The following is a 15,832-nucleotide window of genomic DNA, read 5'->3' on the forward strand; positions in this document are numbered from 1 at the left end:
TGTTTTGCGAAAAAAACGATTCGGTTATTTCTGCTCCTGAAGATCAGCTTCAATCTGGCACTCATGCAAAATGGCTTCCAGTGCTGGAAGCCATTATCGTACTGCAATTTACAGTGACTCGTTAATATTCGTCATCCCCGACGCAAATTCTGCGCCGCCTGCACCATGTTCGCCAGTGCCGCGCGGGTTTCTGGCCAGCCGCGCGTTTTCAGGCCACAGTCCGGGTTGACCCACAGACGCTCTGCCGGAATGCGTTTTGCCGCTTTCTTCAGCAAGGCTTCAATCCATTCTACGCTCGGTACGTTTGGCGAGTGAATGTCATAGACGCCAGGACCGATTTCATTTGGATAATCAAACTCTTCAAACGACTCCAGCAACTCCATGTCGGAACGCGAGGTTTCGATGGTGATGACGTCTGCGTCCAGCGCCGCAATCGAATCCATGATGTCGTTGAACTCGCAGTAACACATGTGAGTGTGGATTTGTGTGTCATCTTTCGCCACGGCGGCGTTGATACGGAAAGCCTCCACGCCCCACTGGAGATAGGCATCCCAGTCGCCGCGACGCAGCGGTAAACCTTCGCGCAGTGCCGGTTCATCAATCTGGATGATGCCAATTCCAGCGGCTTCCAGGTCCGCCACTTCATCACGCAGCGCCAGCGCAATTTGTTTGGCGATGGTTTCACGGCTGACATCTTCACGCGGGAACGACCAGCAGAGAATAGTCACCGGGCCGGTCAACATCCCTTTCACCGGTTTATCAGTCAGGGATTGCGCATACTTCGCCCACTCAACGGTAATCGGTGCCGGGCGGCTAACGTCACCAATAACAATCGGTGGCTTCACGCAGCGTGAACCGTAGCTCTGTACCCAACCGTTTTGCGTAAAGACAAAACCGTCGAGGTGCTCGCCAAAGTATTCCACCATGTCATTACGCTCAGCCTCGCCATGTACCAGCACATCCAGTCCCAAACGTTCCTGCTCAACAATGGCCTGCTTGATATGTTCCGCAATGCCCGTGCGGTAGTTATTGGCGTCGAGATTACCCTTTTTAAAATCCAGACGCAGGGTACGAATCTCCGTGGTTTGCGGGAAGGAACCAATCGTGGTGGTCGGCCACGCGGGCAGTTTAAAACGCGCACGCTGGGCTTCAGCACGCACTTCATAGACATTCGCACGCTGACTGTCCTGGGCGGTGATCGCCGCCAGACGCTTTTCTACTGCCGGATTATGAACACGAGTAGAGTGACGACGCGCCTGAATCGGAGCGCTCCACTCTGCCAGAGCAGCCGTGTCACCACTGTTCAGCGCATCGCGCAGCAGTGCCAGTTCATGACATTTTTGCAGGGCGAAGGCAAACCAGCTTTTCACTTCTGCATCAAGACGCGTTTCCACGCTCAGGTCGATGGGGCTGTGCAGCAGTGAGCAGGAAGATGCCACCCACAAATCGCGTTTGCCGACAATGTCCTTAATTTGCGCATACTTCTCGGTAAGATCGGCGCGCCAGACGTTACGACCATTGATCAGACCCGCAGACAGCAGCCAGTCAGAAGGCAGACGCTTGTGCAGTTCAGCAACGTCATCTTTACCATGTACAAGATCGACATGCAGACCCTGAACAGGCAGCGCAGTAATCGTGTCGAGATTTGGCGTTACGCCTTCAAAATAGGTGGTCAGCAGCAGTTTCACCTGTCCCTGGAGCGCGTCGTAAGCGGGTTTGTATGCGTCCAGCCACGCCTGCGGCAGTTCCAGTACCAGCGCGGGTTCATCAATCTGTACCCACTCAATGCCGCGTTTTGCCAGTTCTGCCAGCACTTGCTGATAAATCGGAAGAATGTCGTTCAGCAGGCTCAGGCGATCAAACTGTTCACCTTTCACTTTACCCAGCCACAGGTAGGTAACCGGCCCCAGCAGCACAGGTTTCACCTTGTGGCCCAGCGCCAGCGCCTCGTCCACTTCGTCCAGCAGCTGCGTCCAGGTCAGTTTGAACTGTTGGCCTTTAACGAATTCCGGCACCATGTAGTGATAGTTGGTATTAAACCATTTGGTCATTTCCGCTGCCGCCGCAGGTTCGCCAGTCGGCGCACGTCCACGACCAATACGGAACAGGGTGTCGATATCTACCGAACCATCTTTGTTCTGATGACGCGCCGGAACGTTACCCAGCAGCAGACTGGTGGTCAGTACATGATCGTACCAGGCAAAATCGCCCACCGGCAGCAGGTCGATACCCGCTTGCTTTTGTTGATCCCAGTGACGAGCACGCAATTCACGCCCTACCGCCAGCAGTTCTTCACGCGTGGAGTTCCCCGCCCAATAACTCTCTTGCGCTTTTTTCAGCTCGCGACGCAGGCCAACGCGAGGGAAACCGAGGGTGTGATTAAGAATTGTCATTATATGCCCCTTATGGAATTTTTAGTATTTAGCCGTCCAGATGTTTACACATCCATAATTGGCGGTTACTGTATATTCCTCAAGCGCAAATTATTCATGCCGAAGTGAAGGACTTTCATGATCGAAGTAAAACATCTGAAAACGCTACAAGCGTTGCGGAACTGCGGCTCGCTCGCAGCCGCTGCGGCGACGTTGCATCAGACGCAATCCGCCCTGTCTCACCAGTTTAGCGATCTGGAACAACGCCTTGGCTTCCGGCTATTTGTGCGTAAGAGCCAGCCGCTTCGCTTTACACCGCAGGGAGAAATCCTGTTGCAACTGGCAAACCAGGTGCTGCCACAAATTAGCCAGGCACTGCAAGCCTGCAATGAACCGCAGCAGACGCGTCTGCGCATCGCCATTGAGTGCCATAGCTGTATTCAGTGGCTGACGCCCGCGTTAGAAAATTTCCATAAGAACTGGCCGCAGGTCGAGATGGACTTTAAATCGGGCGTGACGTTTGACCCGCAGCCTGCGTTGCAACAGGGCGAGCTGGATCTGGTGATGACGTCAGATATTCTGCCGCGCAGTGGCCTGCATTATTCGCCGATGTTCGATTATGAAGTGCGTCTGGTGTTGGCACCTGACCATCCGCTGGCGGCAAAAACGCGTATTACACCGGAAGATCTCGCCAGCGAGACGCTGTTGATTTATCCGGTGCAGCGTAGCCGACTGGATGTCTGGCGGCATTTTCTTCAGCCGGCAGGCGTCAGCCCGTCACTGAAAAGCGTCGATAACACCTTATTGTTGATTCAGATGGTTGCCGCGCGGATGGGTATTGCCGCCCTGCCGCATTGGGTAGTAGAGAGTTTTGAGCGCCAGGGTCTGGTGGTGACCAAAACCCTGGGCGAAGGCTTGTGGAGCCGACTGTACGCCGCCGTGCGCGATGGCGAGCAGCGTCAGCCGATTACTGAAGCGTTTATTCGCTCAGCGCGCAATCACGCCTGCGATCATCTGCCGTTTGTGAAGAGCGCGGAGCGACCCACTTACGATGCACCCACAGTGAGGCCAGGATCACCAGCGCGCCTGTAATGAACGTTGGCCAGTGCGGCTGTTGGTGCCAGATAGCCAGGTTTACCAGCAGCCCTGCCGGAACGTGCATATTATTCATAATACCCAGCGTTCCGGCGTCTACTTGGGTTGCGCCGTAGTTCCACATAAAGTAGCCAATCCCGGAAGCCACCACGCCAAGAAACACCAGAATGCCCCATTGCAACGTGGTTTGTGGCATTTTCTGCGCATTTCCCAGCAAGAACCATGCAATCACCGCCACCAGGAACGCGCCAAGATAGAACCACGCAAAGGCGTTATGCTGCGGCATCGGGCGAGTTTCCATCAGACGTTTGTAACCCACCATGCCGATGGCAAAAGTGATATTGGAGAGCTGCACCAGCAGCAGGCCAATCCAGAAGTGGTCGGTGACCTGATCATAGCGAATAATCCCGGCACCAATCACCGCCAACAAGGCGCTAAAAGCATAGCCCCAGCGCAGACGGCGCTTACTCATGATGTCATAAATCAACGTAATGTAGAGCGGCGTCAGTACGGTGAACAGCAACAATTCGGAGACCGTCAGGTAGAGATAGGCGCGAAAACTCAGCATATACATCACGCCGAGCTGCATCGCGCCCACCAGCATATACAGGCCGACCGTTTTCAGGCTATTGCCACGGGTACGCAGAAACGGCAGAAAAACGAGTGCCGCCAGGCCAACGCGCACCAGCACCGCAAAATAGCTATCGACGTGCCCCGCAAGGTACTCGCCATAAAAGCTAAAGGAGAAGGCCCACAGAATCGTGGTGATGATAAGTAGCGCCACAATGGAAAACTCTTTGATTAACGAGTATCCATTGTAGCGAAGTATCAGGTTGACAACTGGCCAAATAAAGAACGATTACGATAAATAGAGCTTACGCAGATAATGCGGCACCGCGTCGTCGGCATTAGTACCAATCACTTCCAGCTCCGGATGCAGATCTTTCAGACGCTGGTGCGCACTGCCCATAATGCAGCCTTTCCCCGCCATCGACAGCATTTCGGCGTCGTTCATCCCGTCACCAAAGGCAATACAATCCTTCAGGCTGTAGCCCAGTTTCTTCGCCACCGCTTCCAGCGCATGACCTTTCGACACGCCGCCCGCCATCACTTCCAGACAGGTTAAGGTAGAGAAACTAACGTTGACGCGATCGCCCCAGCGAGCGTTGATCGCCTGCTCCAGCGGCAGAAGTTGTTCATGGGAATCGCAGGTGAAGAACACTTTGCTGACGCCTTCCGGCTCCAGTAATCCCGGCTCATACAGCGCATATTTGAACACCGCTTCTTTAAAAAAGCGCATCTCTTCCGGGCGATGGCGATTCATAAACCATTCGTCGTCGCGATAAACGTTAGTAATGATGTCCGGATTGTCGTTGACTACGCCAAACAGATCGCTGGCAATGTCGCGATCCAGGTTATGAGCAAAAATCAGATTGCCATCCAGATCGTGAACGCGCGCGCCATTGGAGGTAATCATGTAAGACTTAATCTCCAGATTATCGCGAATTTGCCCCACATCAACGTGGTGACGACCGGTCGCAAACACAAAGTTGATGCCGCGCGCGGTGAGCAGCTTCAGAGTTTCTTTGGCGTAAGGGGATAACGTATGGTCGGGAGAAAGTAACGTGCCATCTAAATCAGACGCAACAACCTGGTACATAAGAAATTTAAACCTCTGTAGAGCGGTTTCCGCTGGGTGAGTTATGCCTGTTGAAAAAATCAACGATGGCGTGGAGCGCGACTGAGCGCATTGCGTCCTTTTCAAAAAGGATCTCATGGTAAGCACCTTTAATTACCAACGGCCGTCCTCCTTCGACAGGATGGCCCGCGGCGGTGCGGAGTTCACAAAAACGGTCGTGCATGCGGTTATCCACCACGCGTTCCTCTTCAGCTTGTAAAAGAAGCGTTGGCGTGGCGTCATCACCCGCACCGGCTAACACCTGTTCGCCAGCCAGAATACTTTCGCGTACCCAATGGTAGGTTGGCCCACCGACGCGAATCGTTGGGTCATCAGCATAGAAGCGTAAGTTACGTCGATATCGCTGTCTGCTGTGGGTCAGTACGTTGATAGCAAACGGCAACGCGCGCCAGCGCCCGGTGCCTATTGCATAGCCATCACGGAAACGTGGATGCGCTTCGGCCCAATTGAGGATCTGCCGTGCCATAAATGACGGCATACGAATCACGATCCCAAACATTGGCGCAGTTAGCGCAATAGCGTCACATACACCTGGATGGCGTTGCAGAAATAATGTGGAGATCGCACCGCCCATCGAATGTGCCAGTATATAGCGTTTACGCCACGGACCGGGCTGGACCTCCTGTTGCCAGAATGCCGCCAGATCATCAACATAATCATTAAAGCGATTAACATGCCCGAGATGCGGATCGGCTAACAGGCGACCGGAACGTCCCTGCCCGCGATGGTCGATGATTAAGACATCAAACCCCAAATGGAACAGGTCGTAGGCCAGTTCCGCATATTTTACGTAGCTCTCAATACGCCCCGGGCAGATGACTACCACCCGGTCATGGTGCTGTGCGCGAAAACGGACAAAGCGCACCGGAATGTCATCCACACCAGTAAACTCTGCTTCATCTCGCTGACGCCAGAAATCAGTCAGCGGTCCCATGGTAAAAGCAGCAAACGCGTTTTCTCTTGTTTCCCAGTCTTTTTGCTGCTGAAACATCGGGTAATCTGCCTCTTAAACCACGTAAAATCGTTTTTTTAAGCGTGCCTGACACAACGCTGCGACAGTAGCGTATTGTGGCACAAAAATAGACACACCGGGAGTTCATCATGACCTTAGAATGGTGGTTTGCCTACCTGCTGACATCGATCATTTTAAGCCTGTCGCCAGGCTCTGGCGCAATCAACACCATGACCACCTCGCTCAACCACGGTTATCGCGGCGCGGTGGCGTCTATTGCTGGGCTTCAGACCGGACTGGCGATTCATATTGTGCTGGTTGGCGTGGGGTTGGGGACGCTATTTTCCCGCTCAGTGATTGCGTTTGAAGTGTTGAAGTGGGCAGGCGCAGCTTACTTGATTTGGCTGGGAATACAGCAATGGCGCGCCGCTGGTGCAATTGACCTTAAATCGCTGGCCTCTACTCAATCGCGTCGACATTTGTTCCAGCGCGCAGTTTTTGTGAATCTTACCAATCCCAAAAGTATTGTGTTTCTGGCGGCGCTATTTCCGCAATTCATCATGCCGCAACAGCCGCAGCTGATGCAGTATATCGTGCTCGGCGTCACGACTATTGTGGTCGATATTATTGTGATGATCGGTTACGCCACCCTTGCTCAACGGATTGCTCTATGGATTAAAGGACCAAAGCAGATGAAGGCGCTGAATAAGATTTTCGGCTCGTTGTTTATGCTGGTGGGGGCGCTGTTAGCATCGGCGAGGCATGCGTGAAAAATAATGTCGGATGCGGCGTAAACGCCTTATCCGACTTACTCTGATGACGCGTCTGGCATCAACGCGAAATAATCAAATGAATGCCAAATCCGGCAAATAACGCCCCGGCAAAACCATCAATCCACTTCGCCAGACGTTGATAACCACGGCGCATTTGCGGCAGGGCAAACAGGCTGGCAACGACGGTAAACCACGCCAGTGTTTCGATAATAATCAACGCGAAAATGCCCCAGCGCTCAGTGGTGCCGACGTTATCGCCGACAAACAGCGAGAATACCGAACCAAAGTAGATAATCGCTTTCGGATTGGCGAGATTGGTCAGTAAGCCTTTCAGGAAACTGCGTCCGCTTTTTGCCAGTTCTACCTGTGGCGCAGGCGCAGAAACGACCTCTTTTTTCAGTGCGCTACGCAGCATCTGATAACCCATCCAGCAGAGATACAGGCCACCGCCCACCATAATCAGCGTATGCAGCCAGGCCATTTTTTCGATAATCAAATGTAGGCCAAGCAACGCAATCCCAGCCCAAACCATTACGCCGCAGGTAATGCCCAGCACGCCCATCATCGCTTCTTTACGGGAACGACTAACAGCGGTCTGAGAGACAAAAAAGAAATCGGGACCGGGGCTCATAAGCGCCACAATGTGCACCATGGCGACGGTGAGGAATAACATCAACATACATTAGACTCGCGGGGGAAACGTTTACGGAGTCTTCATCCTGGCACTTTTTTATGCTGCTGACTACTCTTCGTCATCGCCATCAACATGCGCACGAATCAGCGCCATAAACGGTTTGCCAAAGCGTTCCAGCTTGCGCATCCCAATGCCGTTAACGCTGAGCATTTCGCTGGCAGTGATCGGCATCTGTTCCGCCATCTCAATCAAGGTCGCGTCGTTAAACACCACGTACGGCGGGACATTGCTTTCATCGGCAATCGATTTACGCAGTTTGCGTAATTTGGCGAACAGTTTGCGATCGTAGTTGCCGCCGAAGGATTTCTGCATCGCTTTCGGTTTGAGCGCCACGATACGTGGCACGGCAAGTTGCAAAGAGGATTCGCCGCGCAGCACCGGACGCGCAGCCTCTGTCAGTTGTAGGGCAGAATGCTGGGCAATATTTTGCGTCACCAGGCCGAGGTGAATCAGCTGGCGGATCACGCTCACCCAATGTTCATGGCTTTTATCACGGCCCATGCCATAGACTTTCAGTTTGTCATGACCATAGTCGCGGATACGCTGGTTATTAGCGCCACGAATCACTTCCACCACATAACCCATCCCAAACCGCTGATTCACACGACCAATGGTGGAAAGGGTAATCTGAGCATCGGTTGAACCATCGTATTGTTTCGGCGGATCGAGGCAGATATCGCAGTTCCCGCACGGCTCCTGCCGCCCTTCGCCAAAATAGTTTAGCAGCACCAGACGGCGACAGGTTTGCGCTTCGGCAAACGCGCCCATCGCATTGAGTTTATGACGTTCGATATCCTGTAACTGCCCCTGCGGTTTCTCTTCCAGACAACGACGCAGCCACGCCATATCCGCCGGATCGTAAAACAGCATCGCTTCCGCGGGCAGGCCATCACGCCCGGCGCGTCCGGTTTCCTGATAATAGGATTCAATGTTGCGCGGAATATCAAAATGCACCACGAAGCGAACGTTTGGTTTATTGATGCCCATGCCGAACGCCACCGTCGCCACCACAATTTGCAGGTCATCGCGCTGGAATTTCTCCTGCACATCAGCGCGAACATTATTTTCCAGCCCGGCATGATAGGCCGCCGCGCTAATTCCCTTGCTTTGCAGGCGCGCAGCGGTGTCTTCTACTTTCGCACGACTATTACAGTAAATAATCCCCGACTTACCGCGTTGTTCCTGTACATAACGCATCAACTGATCGAGCGGTTTGAATTTCTCCATCAGCATGTAGCGAATATTCGGACGGTCAAAACTGCTGATTTGAATCAGCGGATCGTTCAGCCCCAGCAGGCGCACGATATCCTGGCGCGTGGTGTCATCGGCTGTGGCGGTCAGCGCCATAAACGGCAGCGTCGGGAACCGCTGGCGCAACTGACCGAGCGCGGCATATTCCGGGCGGAAATCGTGGCCCCATTGGGAGATACAGTGCGCTTCATCAACGGCTAATAACACCGGATTCCAGTGCGCCAGATGCTCAAGAAAGTTATCCAGCATCAGGCGTTCCGGCGCGATATAAAGCAGGCGGATTTGCCCGGTGCGACAGCCTGTCATAACTTCAAGTTGCTGCTCGCGGGTTTGCGTCGAGTTAAGGCACGCCGCCGCCACGCCGTTGGCTTGCAGTTGATCCACCTGATCTTTCATCAACGAAATCAGCGGTGAAACAACCACGGTAAGGCCGTTTAGCAATAAAGCAGGAATTTGATAGCAAAGGGATTTTCCGCCACCAGTGGGCATGACGACCAGGCAATCGCGACCGGAAAGCACAGTGTCGATAATCTCTTCCTGGCCGGGGCGAAACTGTTGGTAGCCAAAGGTTTCTTGTAAAACCTGTTTAGCTCCGGACTCCAGATTCAACACTTCCGCCTGCGCCACATTCACCCCGATTGCCTGAAATAAAAACAGGCGCTATTTTCAGCGCCTGCGCGAGAAACTGCAATGCTTTTAGTCTCTGAGAGGGTAATCCTGGATACTGGATTCCAGATTTGCCAACCACTCAACCGTTCATCAAAACAAATCGTTTAGCATAACCCCCACACCGACACGGGTCTGGTTGAAGTTATAGTCGATGAGCGATTCGCCATAGCCGCTGTAAACCTGAGTATAAAGGCGCACATGTTTGGTGATCGGGTAACTTAAGCCTAACTCCGCGCCGCCGTAGCCGGTGTTCCAGTTGTACTGTCCTTTCGCACTCAACACCGCATCACCGAGGTGATAGCCGATTTTAAGCTGGTAATAGCCCATATATTTGGTGATGTCCGGGTTATCGTCCGTATTCCCCACCACATACCACGGCTTCACCTCTACCAGCCAGTTACCGTTTTCTGCCATCAGGCGGGTATAAAGGCGGTTCCAGCTGCGGGAAGTCGGGTCTGAACGCCCGTTTGAGTCGTGGTTGTAGCCCATTTCCACATCGCGCAGCGTCCAGCCAGCAAAGTTGTAATCCGTGGCAAAACCGAGGAACAATTGCGGTTCGTAGTTAGTTTCACGAAACGGTGAAGACTCTTCGCTATTGGACAGTTGCCACCAGGATTTTTGCGTATAAGACGCACCCAACACCGAGTTCGGGCCTAAAATCCCACGCCACAGCGGAAACGCCAGGCTCAACTGAAACTTTACTTCATCCTTACGCGCATTTTCCGCCCAGTCGTAACTGGCAATCGCTTCTTTATTCAGATCGCTGGTTTGGGTATAGATGATGTAGTTGGTGTCATAAGGATAAAGGGTGAACGGATTGTCATGCTCCTGCAGCATATTGGCGATAATACTGCCACGCACCGCTGGCGCGTCATGCACCTCTTTCACCGTTGCCTCTTGTGCATATACTGCCATAGGCAACATAAACACCGGCAACAACCAGCCCTGCAGAGTCCGCATCGCTCGTGTTCTCCGTAACGAATTATTGATAAGGTGAATATTTTTCTGCGGGCTATTTTACATACTTAACTCCATAGCCGTTAGTTATCCCTTCCTAAAGTAGAAACCAACAACAAAGAAGCATAAAATCAACATTTCATTAACTAATGAAGTGTAAGGATGATATGTCTGCCGTACTGACCGCTGAACAAGCCCTGAAATTAGTGGGTGAGATGTTTGTTTATCACATGCCATTTAACCGCGCATTGGGGATGGAACTGGAGCGTTACGAAAAAGAGTTCGCACAGCTGGCCTTTAAAAATCAGCCAATGATGGTGGGTAACTGGGCGCAAAGCATTTTGCACGGCGGGGTCATTGCGTCGGCGCTGGATGTCGCCGCCGGTCTGGTGTGCGTGGGAAGTACCTTAACCCGCCACGAAACCATCAGTGAAGATGAACTACGTCAGCGGCTATCGCGAATGGGGACCATTGATCTTCGCGTCGATTATCTGCGCCCAGGCAGAGGCGAGCGTTTTACTGCTACCAGTAGCCTGTTGCGGGCAGGCAATAAAGTCGCCGTCGCCCGCGTTGAATTACACAATGAAGAACAGCTTTATATTGCCAGCGCTACAGCCACCTATATGGTAGGTTGATAACGTAAAAGCAGGTAAACTGCTGTTACCAATTAAAAATGAGTATTCCCGATGGATGCAAAACAAACGCGGCAGGGCGTATTACTCGCTCTTGCCGCTTATTTTATTTGGGGTATTGCGCCAGCGTACTTCAAGCTGATTTACTACGTGCCCGCCGATGAGATCCTGACGCATCGCGTGATCTGGTCGTTTTTCTTTATGGTGGTGCTGATGAGCATCTGCCGCCAGTGGTCCTATTTAAAAACGCTGATTCAGACGCCACAGAAAATTTTTATGCTGGCAGTCTCTGCCGTGCTGATTGGTGGCAACTGGCTACTGTTTATCTGGGCGGTGAACAATCACCATATGCTGGAAGCGAGCCTTGGTTACTTTATTAACCCGCTGGTGAACATTGTGCTGGGGATGATTTTCCTCGGCGAGCGATTCCGCCGGATGCAATGGCTGGCGGTGATTCTGGCGATATGTGGCGTGTTGGTTCAGTTGTGGACTTTTGGTTCACTACCGATTATCGCGCTGGGGCTGGCGTTTAGTTTTGCCTTCTACGGCCTGGTACGCAAGAAGATTGCTGTTGAAGCGCAAACCGGCATGTTAATCGAAACTATGTGGTTGCTGCCCGTGGCGGCGATTTACCTGTTTGCTATTGCCGACAGCTCAACCAGCCATATGGGGCAAAACCCGATTTCACTGAATTTACTGCTGATCGCCGCCGGGATTGTCACTACCGTACCGCTGTTGTGTTTTACTGCGGCTGCGACACGCCTGCGTCTCTCAACGTTAGGCTTTTTTCAGTACATTGGCCCGACGCTGATGTTCCTGCTGGCTGTGACGTTTTATGGTGAAAAACCGGGTGCCGATAAGATGGTGACCTTCGCCTTTATTTGGGTGGCGCTGGCAATTTTTGTGATGGATGCGATTTATACGCAGCGTAGAACGTCCAAATAAAAAATAAATATATTCTGAAAAAATATGCCGACTCTTGCATGAGAGTGGGCATATTGCCATGCTGACAGGAGACTCACATAAGGAAAGGCAGAATTTCCAGACGTCGTTGTATATTTTCATTTGCTTTAATAAATTTCATTTTTAGTAAATTCAGCATTATGTTATTAGCGATAAGCAAGACCAATCATTAACCAAGCTCTCTTCAGAATGTAATGAAAAATGTGAAGTGCATTTCTTTTTTAAAATTTTTTTACCCTATTATTTCTTATCAAATTAACATTGCCCTTAATTATAAGAAAGGAGAATATAAATGAACAACATATTAGGCTCATCAATTAATATGCCCTGTACACTTTTCGAAACTATTACTTTATTCGATGATTTTTCTGCTGATGATATGCAATATGGGGATATGGAAGAACAAGATTTTCTCTCACTCGGCTTAAGCGACATCTCTGCAAAAGTTGATCCTTACCGCCTCATTAAATACCATTTTCCTGGGCCGAATTCTACTTATGGTGCTTTTAGTGTTCCAACTTCCGGAACAAAAATATCACAAAGTGAATGTATTGATATTTTATTTGCAGAAATGAAAGATCTGGCAAAAATGTTTTCCTTTTTTGGACAATACAAAACACTCATCCAGGATCTGATTGATCATTTTAGATATGGAAATGGCAACAGTTTCCATAGCCAGGAATTGAACTTATCTTTTCATGAACGAATAAACAAATATGATTATAATAGCCCAATACGTGTAATCAAAGAATGTATCGAAAATGATATTTCTTCAACACCTACGACAGGATACCGGCCTCTTCTCCTACAAAAGATTAAGATCGAATTACTTTCATCAAGACTAAATAAATTCAATGATTTTAAAGATAATTTTAATGGCCTGGGAATCAGCATTCATGATATCTCAGCTCAAAAAATATCTCTTTTAAATTTTCAAAAATATCCTATGGGCTGGAGCGCTACCATTCATTTCATAGCACAAGACCACTTTGGTTTTGATGTAACTGATATAAAAAACAAGACTTACAGCAAATATAGATTTTTTCGCATATGGTTCTTTTTACAACGGCATAAAGACTTTGCTTTCAAACCTTTTTTCACCAATTTTAACACTATCGAAAGAATCAAAAATTATCTATGAAAAGTAAACTCCAGAAAATTATATTATGTTTATTTCTTCTATGCTGCATCTATAATTTATGGACATTGCGTCCTGTACAGATGTTGTATACATACTCTGATGCTGGCAATTCAGTCTTTCTGGTCGTTGATCATCTGCCATGGACTGACAGCGATAAAATAAATTGGTATCTGAAGCATCAGAATGAAATTAAAAATCAACATCCCCTACCAGAAGGTAGTTGGCATACCTGGTATGTCATTGATATCGGTAATGGCTTCACTGACTATAAAAAATATATCGAAGGGCCGTATGAAGATCTCTACTGTTTCCCGACAATTAAGAGCAATGATAATTGCATCGTGAAAAATTACTTAATGGTTATTAATGAATACCCTTATCGTAACACTCATATTGGTATTAACGATTTTACTGAGTATCAATTAACACAAGAAAATAAAATAGAGCGAGTTTTCAATCCGCATGACTTTAAAAAAGACAATTTTTAGAAATAAGCCGGATAAAAAATAGCTTTATCCGGCACTCATATTACAACCAGTTCTTCCGCTTAAAGTACAGATACGGTGCCAGGCCCGCGAGGATCATAAAGATAATCGCGCCTGGGTAGCCGAAACTCCACTTCAGTTCTGGCATAAACTCAAAGTTCATCCCGTAGCTGGAAGCAACCAGTGTTGGCGGCAGGAACACGACGGATACCACCGAGAAGATTTTGATGATGCGGTTCTGCTCGATGTTGATAAAGCCCATCGCCGCCTGCATCAGGAAGTTCACCTTCTGGAACAGAGATTCGTTATGCGGCAGCAGGGATTCGATATCTCGCAGGATTTCACGCGCCTGCTCTAGTTGCCCGCCCGGTAAACGCGCCTTACGCACCAGGAAGTTGAGCGCACGCTGGGTATCCATCAGACACAGGCGAACTTTCCAGCCGATATCTTCCAGTTCCGCCAGCGTGGAGAGCGCCTCGTCGTACTCATCGCCCTGATGCCCTTCCATAATTACCCGGCTCAACTGCTCCAGGTCGCTGTAGATATTTTCAATTTCATCTGCCAACTGTTCGATTTTGGTTTCGAACAGATCCAGCAGCAGCTCGTAGGCATTACCGTCTACCATCGACTGGCTACGGGCACGCATACGATACAGACGGAATGCAGGCAGTTCACGCTCACGCAGAGTAAACAGACGACCATCACGGATGGTAAATGCCACAGTGGAGTTACCGGCGTGATCTTCCGCATCTTCAAAGAAGAAGAAGGAGTGAATATGCAGGCCGTCATCGTCTTCAAAGAAACGTGCCGATGCTTCGATGTCTTCCAGTTCCGGGCGGGTTGCCAGGCTCTGACCAAGTTCAGATTGTACGCGCAGTCGCTCGTCGTCGTCCGGTTCGACAAGATCAATCCATACTGCATTTACAAGGGGTTGTGACTCTTCGACTTCCAGCCGGGTCAGTCGGTTATTTTCCAGTTGAAATGCGCTCAGCATGACCGGGACTCCCAATGCTTAAAATATCGGACAGTTCGGTGGGCACACAGAAACAAATTGGGTTTCAGACCATTAAACAGCCTGACTCAGCGCGACGGGAAAAATTGAGGTCGCTGACAACCGCTAAGGCTATCAGCAAAAAGGGATAGCCTTAGGAGTTGATCCTGGATGACAGGATAGTGAGCCAGTATCTACTGGGTGTGTCCAAGGCGAATGTCCTCTTAGAGTGATCGTGCGCGCATGTTACGCCAGCAAAATTTTGCCGTCAACACGCAACAGAACACCACAGAACAATAGTTGAACTTCGCGCTTTTTGGTACTCGTCAAGGTCGCTAACAGGATAAAGAAATCCCACATCCAGGACCTATAATGGCGCATCGGCTACTCATTGGTAAAGGAATGATCACCTTGAATCTCAAACGGATTTTTCTCGCCCTCACCTTACTTCCCTTGTTTGCTGTTGCCGCTGATGATTGCGCACTCTCAGATCCGACGCTGACCGTACAGGCGTATACCGTTAATCCTCAAACAGAGCGGGTGAAAATGTACTGGCAAAAAGCCAATGGCGAAGCGTGGGGAACGTTACATGCTCTGCTGGCGGATATGAATAGTCAGGGTCAGGTGCAGATGGCGATGAACGGCGGCATCTATGATGAAAGCTATGCGCCGCTCGGTTTGTACATCGAAAACGGTCAGCAGAAGGTGGCGTTAAATCTCGCTTCAGGTGAAGGGAATTTCTTTATTCGTCCTGGCGGCGTGTTTTATGTCGCGGGAGATAAAGTCGGCATCGTTCGTCTGGATGCCTTTAAAACCAGTAAAGAGATTCAGTTTGCGGTGCAGTCAGGGCCAATGTTATTAGAAAACGACGTAATTAATCCACGCATTCACCCGAATGTTGCCTCGCGTAAAATTCGTAACGGTGTAGGATTAATAAACAAGGGAACGCCGTGTTTTTGTTGAGCCAGCAGGCGACAAATTTTTATGATTTTGCCTGTTATGCCAAAGCGAAACTGAACGTTGAGCAGTTGCTTTATCTTGATGGCACAATTTCACATATGTATATGAAAGGCGGGGCAATCCCGTGGCAACGCTATCCTTTTGTCACCATGATTTCCGTCGAGCGGAAAGGTTAAGCATTGTACACTCGAGGAGGCC

General features: G+C 50.2%; 15 protein-coding genes and 1 pseudogene. 7 read left to right on the top strand and 9 right to left on the bottom strand.

What is annotated here, in order from left to right; all coding sequences use genetic code 11:
• Positions 1-131 precede the first annotated feature (131 nt).
• Positions 132-2,393: a 5-methyltetrahydropteroyltriglutamate--homocysteine S-methyltransferase gene (gene metE / locus ACJHYD_RS20345; protein ID WP_001551985.1), complete on the bottom strand. Its 2,262-nt coding sequence runs from the start codon at positions 2,391-2,393 to the stop codon at positions 132-134.
• Positions 2,394-2,510: 117 nt separating this feature from the next.
• Between metE and metR the strand changes: the two genes are divergently transcribed.
• Complete coding sequence (gene metR / locus ACJHYD_RS20350) at positions 2,511-3,464, top strand: HTH-type transcriptional regulator MetR (protein ID WP_000573618.1); 954 nt, start codon at positions 2,511-2,513, stop codon at positions 3,462-3,464.
• Here metR and bioP read toward each other — a convergent pair.
• The 3 genes from bioP to pldB form a co-directional block, all read right to left on the bottom strand.
• Positions 3,352-4,251 carry a biotin transporter gene (gene bioP / locus ACJHYD_RS20355; RefSeq protein ID WP_001551984.1) on the bottom strand — a complete coding sequence of 300 codons (900 nt, stop codon included), beginning with the start codon at positions 4,249-4,251 and terminating at the stop codon, positions 3,352-3,354. The genes metR and bioP overlap by 113 nt on opposite strands.
• Positions 4,252-4,326: 75 nt before the next feature.
• Entirely contained in the window at positions 4,327-5,127 is an 801-nt protein-coding gene (gene yigL, locus ACJHYD_RS20360) for a sugar/pyridoxal phosphate phosphatase YigL (protein WP_000285352.1), read from the bottom strand.
• Between the two features lie 7 nt (positions 5,128-5,134).
• Positions 5,135-6,157, bottom strand: a complete 1,023-nt coding sequence (pldB, locus tag ACJHYD_RS20365) for a lysophospholipase L2 (protein ID WP_000487654.1) — start codon at positions 6,155-6,157, stop codon at positions 5,135-5,137.
• Between the two features lie 110 nt (positions 6,158-6,267).
• On the opposite strand from pldB, the gene rhtB reads away from it, so the two are divergent.
• Positions 6,268-6,888, top strand: a complete 621-nt coding sequence (gene rhtB, locus ACJHYD_RS20370; protein WP_000171710.1) for a homoserine/homoserine lactone efflux protein — start codon at positions 6,268-6,270, stop codon at positions 6,886-6,888.
• A gap of 61 nt (positions 6,889-6,949) precedes the next feature.
• Here rhtB and rhtC read toward each other — a convergent pair whose 3' ends face one another.
• The 3 genes from rhtC to pldA form a co-directional block, all read right to left on the bottom strand.
• Positions 6,950-7,570 (bottom strand): threonine export protein RhtC, encoded by a 621-nt coding sequence (gene rhtC / locus ACJHYD_RS20375; RefSeq protein ID WP_000928844.1) that lies wholly within the window; start codon positions 7,568-7,570, stop codon positions 6,950-6,952.
• 63 nt (positions 7,571-7,633) lie between these two features.
• Entirely contained in the window at positions 7,634-9,463 is a 1,830-nt protein-coding gene (gene recQ, locus ACJHYD_RS20380; RefSeq protein WP_220412365.1) for an ATP-dependent DNA helicase RecQ, read from the bottom strand.
• 132 nt (positions 9,464-9,595) lie between these two features.
• A complete protein-coding gene (pldA, locus tag ACJHYD_RS20385; RefSeq protein WP_001259693.1) occupies positions 9,596-10,465 on the bottom strand; it encodes a phospholipase A in 870 nt (289 codons plus the stop codon).
• 164 nt (positions 10,466-10,629) lie between these two features.
• On the opposite strand from pldA, the gene yigI reads away from it, so the two are divergent.
• The 4 genes from yigI (at position 10,630) to ACJHYD_RS20405 (ending at position 13,686) form a co-directional block, all read left to right on the top strand.
• A complete protein-coding gene (yigI, locus tag ACJHYD_RS20390) occupies positions 10,630-11,097 on the top strand; it encodes an acyl-CoA thioesterase YigI (protein WP_001277142.1) in 468 nt (155 codons plus the stop codon).
• Between the two features lie 51 nt (positions 11,098-11,148).
• Positions 11,149-12,039: an EamA family transporter RarD gene (gene rarD, locus ACJHYD_RS20395; protein ID WP_001551980.1), complete on the top strand. Its 891-nt coding sequence runs from the start codon at positions 11,149-11,151 to the stop codon at positions 12,037-12,039.
• 310 nt (positions 12,040-12,349) lie between these two features.
• Entirely contained in the window at positions 12,350-13,198 is an 849-nt protein-coding gene (locus tag ACJHYD_RS20400) for a YPO3983 family protein (RefSeq protein WP_001551979.1), read from the top strand.
• On the top strand, positions 13,195-13,686 hold the full coding sequence (locus tag ACJHYD_RS20405; protein WP_001551977.1) for a DUF943 family protein: 492 nt from the start codon (positions 13,195-13,197) through the stop codon (positions 13,684-13,686). The genes ACJHYD_RS20400 and ACJHYD_RS20405 overlap by 4 nt, the downstream gene beginning before the upstream one ends.
• 40 nt (positions 13,687-13,726) lie before the next feature.
• On the opposite strand, the gene corA is transcribed toward ACJHYD_RS20405, so the two are convergent.
• Both corA and ysgD read right to left on the bottom strand, forming a co-directional pair.
• Entirely contained in the window at positions 13,727-14,677 is a 951-nt protein-coding gene (corA, locus tag ACJHYD_RS20410; protein WP_000947159.1) for a magnesium/cobalt transporter CorA, read from the bottom strand.
• A 151-nt stretch (positions 14,678-14,828) separates the two neighbouring features.
• Complete coding sequence (ysgD, locus tag ACJHYD_RS20415) at positions 14,829-14,885, bottom strand: protein YsgD (RefSeq protein WP_211180520.1); 57 nt, start codon at positions 14,883-14,885, stop codon at positions 14,829-14,831.
• 161 nt (positions 14,886-15,046) lie between these two features.
• On the opposite strand from ysgD, the pseudogene ACJHYD_RS20420 reads away from it, so the two are divergent.
• Positions 15,047-15,810 (top strand): annotated as a pseudogene (locus ACJHYD_RS20420) (phosphodiester glycosidase family protein).
• Positions 15,811-15,832: the final 22 nt, after the last annotated feature.

This window comes from Escherichia sp. WS1368 (assembly GCF_046487485.1).
GTDB classification, from domain to species: domain Bacteria; phylum Pseudomonadota; class Gammaproteobacteria; order Enterobacterales; family Enterobacteriaceae; genus Escherichia; species Escherichia coli.

Coding starts and splice junctions, on each gene's coding strand:
- rhtB (WP_000171710.1), top strand. CDS start 6,268: ATGACCTTAGAATGGTGGTTTGCCTACCTGCTGACATCGATCATTTTA.
- metR (WP_000573618.1), top strand. CDS start 2,511: ATGATCGAAGTAAAACATCTGAAAACGCTACAAGCGTTGCGGAACTGC.
- pldA (WP_001259693.1), bottom strand. CDS start 10,465: ATGCGGACTCTGCAGGGCTGGTTGTTGCCGGTGTTTATGTTGCCTATG.
- ACJHYD_RS20405 (WP_001551977.1), top strand. CDS start 13,195: ATGAAAAGTAAACTCCAGAAAATTATATTATGTTTATTTCTTCTATGC.
- yigI (WP_001277142.1), top strand. CDS start 10,630: ATGTCTGCCGTACTGACCGCTGAACAAGCCCTGAAATTAGTGGGTGAG.
- rarD (WP_001551980.1), top strand. CDS start 11,149: ATGGATGCAAAACAAACGCGGCAGGGCGTATTACTCGCTCTTGCCGCT.
- yigL (WP_000285352.1), bottom strand. CDS start 5,127: ATGTACCAGGTTGTTGCGTCTGATTTAGATGGCACGTTACTTTCTCCC.
- ACJHYD_RS20400 (WP_001551979.1), top strand. CDS start 12,350: ATGAACAACATATTAGGCTCATCAATTAATATGCCCTGTACACTTTTC.
- metE (WP_001551985.1), bottom strand. CDS start 2,393: ATGACAATTCTTAATCACACCCTCGGTTTCCCTCGCGTTGGCCTGCGT.
- pldB (WP_000487654.1), bottom strand. CDS start 6,157: ATGTTTCAGCAGCAAAAAGACTGGGAAACAAGAGAAAACGCGTTTGCT.
- rhtC (WP_000928844.1), bottom strand. CDS start 7,570: ATGTTGATGTTATTCCTCACCGTCGCCATGGTGCACATTGTGGCGCTT.
- corA (WP_000947159.1), bottom strand. CDS start 14,677: ATGCTGAGCGCATTTCAACTGGAAAATAACCGACTGACCCGGCTGGAA.